Source organism: Psychrobacter sp. FME6 (assembly GCF_014861365.1).
Classification (GTDB): Bacteria; Pseudomonadota; Gammaproteobacteria; order Pseudomonadales; family Moraxellaceae; genus Psychrobacter.
The window spans coordinates 1-3,378 of record NZ_RRYW01000165.1 but is presented as its reverse complement, the minus strand read 5'-3'; the positions used below and the strand labels follow the sequence as shown (position 1 = coordinate 3,378).

Here is a 3,378-nt window from a genome sequence, read left to right as displayed (position 1 = left end):
GACAGCCATGATAAGTTAAGGCATGGTCACCAATGAATTGACGTTTGCAGTCCTTACACTGATAGTTCTGCTTGCCATAGCTTTTTATACCGTTTTTCTTTAAACTGGGACTGTGACAGTCGGGGCAGCTGATATCTATTTGTGTCTTCATAACCTCAAATATATCATCTTGCTTTGGCTGTCACCCTCCTTTATTTCTTCAGCATACTTTCTGACACACCACCGAACGATTTAATATACAAAGGGTGCGAGCAAGAGATTTATGGCATTTGTCTCATCGATTGATTCGTAAAATTCTGTCACATAATCTATGCTTTGTACTCAACAAAAAACTTGGTAACCCGCCACTTCAGTTTGAATTGCTTATTTCAAGTTGAGAGTGGGGTGAGTTATATAATATTGTACCTGTCTGCTCAACAAAGGATTTTTTACAGTCACGACACAAGTAGCGTTGGTTGTTGCATTTAGTGCCGTTTTTGACAAAATGAGTAGAGTTGCAGTGAGGGCAGCAAGATACCTCTTTAGGCTGAATGACTTTTTCAATATTACTTAGTCTTGAAATATCACCTAAAAACCTCTCTTTTTCTTGCTCAGAGAGGTTGTTAAAAAGCTGTTTGAGAATGTCAATATTATTTGTTGTGGTTGACATAGTTAAACCCTTATAAATCATAGCTTGTAGGGTTGTTTTACCATTTAATAATGTGTTATATCAACACATTATTAAAACAGAGCCTAAAACAATACTGAACCGCCCCGAGATTAAAGAACGCGCCGTTCGTATGCTGATTGAAGCAGTAGGCGACTATCCTTCATTCAAGCCATTGCCCCTAAGATCGGCTGCACGCCTGAAACCTTGCGATCCTGGCATAAGAAGCACCTAAACCAAATCATTCCTGCAAATGTCCAAGCTCAAAGCCAAAAGCAAAGCATTAAAGAGCTTGAACGTGATAATAAAAAGCTTAAGCAAACCAATGAGATCATCCCCAAGGCTGCGGTTGTTTCGCCCAAGCGGAGCTCGACCGCAAACCGAAGTGATGATTCAATTTATTGATGACAATACGTTCCTTTATGGGATCGAACTGATCTGTAGAGTCTTACCGATTGCCCCATCAACCTATCATCGTGAAAAATATTTAGCTAATCATTCTGAAAAGTATTCACTACGCAGTCAGCATGACGGCTTTTACATCGGTGAAGTCAAGACGCATCTGGCAGGACAGTAAATGCTGCTATGGCACTCATAAGGTTTGGAAGCAGATAAAAGCGGATGGCATTCATACGACAATGTTTTAGCTGAGACGGTCAATGGACTGTATAAGTCTGAGGTGATTGAATATCTAAAAGAACAATGGCATGGCGCGAATGATATTGAATTGGCAACCCTTGAATAGGTAGAGTGGTTTAACAAAACACGACTGCATAGCACGATTGGATATGTGTCACTCTTTGAGTTTGAAAGGCGGTATTATGATAATCTTAATCTGTCAGGCATTGCTGCCTGACTTAAATAAACAGTCTCCGATATAGTCGAGGCGGTTCAATATATTTCTTTTTAATAGCTTAAATGTGGTGAAAATACTAAATACCCTTATAGCTTAAATATAATTCATAGGCACTCCATACAAAGTGAATGTCTTATAAAGTCGATAATAATATATGACTATTACAAGCTAAGAACTGGTGACATTCATTGATTTATGTCCATACAAAATCTGCTTTACTATGGACATGAGCAAAATCTATTTATATGTAGATGTATCAAGGGTTGGAGTAAGTGTCACCAGTATTGTATGTTACGAGTATCGTGGGGTCTGGTTATTAACTTATTTGCCATTGGATTGTTTGGTTGGGTCATCGTGCCGCTTAATCTATTGGCAGGACTTTGTTATCTTTTATCACCTACTATCGCTGATAGTATTTGGCAGCTTGTCAGTGCACTCGTCGCCGGCTTGCATAAGCTGATGACGTGGTTGACCTCATTACCCGCATTGTCAGAAGCATGGCTTTATACACCAGTAAACATCGCCATATTGTTCATGGCCTTGCTGAGTATATTGCCGTGGTTATTACCCCGAGGGTTTGTCAACCGTTGGCTGGCACTTCCACCGTTAACCTTATTGATGATGACGGTATATGCCAATCAGCAGTCGCTAGCAGCGACACCGACTTTATATATTTTGCCAACGGGCGATCGATATATAAGTGCCGCTTTGTTGCAATATCCTGTTAATAATAAAGCCACTATTAAAAGTCATGATAATCCGTCGTCAGCGACAAATACAAACAAGGAAAATGTCAGTTGGCTACTGTTAACCGATCACAGAGATAGCTCCACAAGGACCATGCCAAGTCGTCTAACGGCCGCGCAGTTTTCTATAATGTTGGAACAGCAATTAGGCAGCTTATCCGTTGATAGGTTACAAGGCATCATCGTACAGAGCAGTAGTGCTGGTTTGACGGATACGCTCGCTGGTAATGATAACCAGAACCATGACTCTAATTTTAAACTCAAAAATTCTGAATTATTACCCATGACCGTGGCGCAGTTAAATCAGCGTTTACCCATTAGTCAATATTGGCAAGCAGGGCGTTCAGATCGTTGGCCTGCATTGCAGCGAGCGTATAAAGTCGCCAGCTCATCTACCAGTAAGGCAGACATAAGCGTGCAACGTTGTGAGCAAGGCAAACGCTGGCAGTTAACCAATGGTGAGTTGTCCATACAAGCGCTGACGGGTTGGAGTAAAGTGGGCGACGCCAGCGTGTGGGACTGTACGGTGGTGATCGATAGCCGCTTACCCTTACGCGTGCTAACATACAATGCGGCTGATCCGCTCAAATCATTACCGGTATCTGGGCAGACCCTCACGTCGAATAGCCAATTACCCGTTCAACAAACTGACGCTGCAAAATCACGGATTATCTTAAATGCCGATACGCATCAGCGCCTTTGGCAAATGTGGGAATTGCTGTGTTCAGTACAGTCCTATAATACATCTAAGTCTGGTAGTGTCCTTGAGCAAGCGACCACATTTAATAATGTCACATGGCTTGGACATAGCACATCGCATATAACGGCTGATGTGCTCAATCGTCAAAAAGTAAACCAGACCATAACCTACGATGATAAGGGTTTAGAGGCGGCGTGGTCTTTCAATGCTACGGTCGATGCTGTCGATATTGAGCCCTAAAATTTTTGCTTATATTATAAGCGTTACAATATAGTGATATTTCACAGTTATACTAGGGGCTGTATAGAATTCAGCTAAGGAACTGACAGAGACTATTTTTTAGGCAATTCGACGCCAAAAATAGTAAGTTTAGTTATTCTAAGCGCGATAGTTTTGGCTATGAAGTGGCAAAAAATAGTCCTGTTCCTTC

At 41.4% G+C, this 3,378-nt stretch carries 2 protein-coding genes, 3 pseudogenes and 1 other annotated feature; of the genes and pseudogenes, 3 read left to right on the top strand and 2 right to left on the bottom strand.

All coding sequences use genetic code 11. From position 1 onward, the window contains the following. The coding region (locus EI162_RS13835; RefSeq protein WP_192524218.1) for an IS1 family transposase at positions 1 to 151 on the bottom strand (151 nt) is incomplete at its 3' end. Between the two features lie 70 nt (positions 152 to 221). On the opposite strand from EI162_RS13835, the pseudogene EI162_RS13830 reads away from it, so the two are divergent. Next, positions 222 to 377, top strand: a pseudogene (locus EI162_RS13830) (IS982 family transposase); the annotation flags it as partial. An 8-nt stretch (positions 378 to 385) separates the two neighbouring features. Here EI162_RS13830 and EI162_RS13825 read toward each other — a convergent pair. Then, positions 386 to 670 (bottom strand): annotated as a pseudogene (locus EI162_RS13825) (transposase); the annotation flags it as partial. A gap of 109 nt (positions 671 to 779) precedes the next feature. On the opposite strand from EI162_RS13825, the pseudogene EI162_RS13820 reads away from it, so the two are divergent. Then, positions 780 to 1,502, top strand: a pseudogene (locus tag EI162_RS13820) (hypothetical protein). Next, positions 993 to 1,109: a sequence feature (AL1L pseudoknot), on the top strand. Its footprint overlaps the pseudogene before it by 117 nt. Before the next feature lie 288 nt (positions 1,503 to 1,790). Then, on the top strand, positions 1,791 to 3,188 hold the full coding sequence (locus tag EI162_RS13815) for a ComEC/Rec2 family competence protein (RefSeq protein WP_225737011.1): 1,398 nt from the start codon (positions 1,791 to 1,793) through the stop codon (positions 3,186 to 3,188). The last annotated feature ends 190 nt before the right edge of the window (positions 3,189 to 3,378 follow it).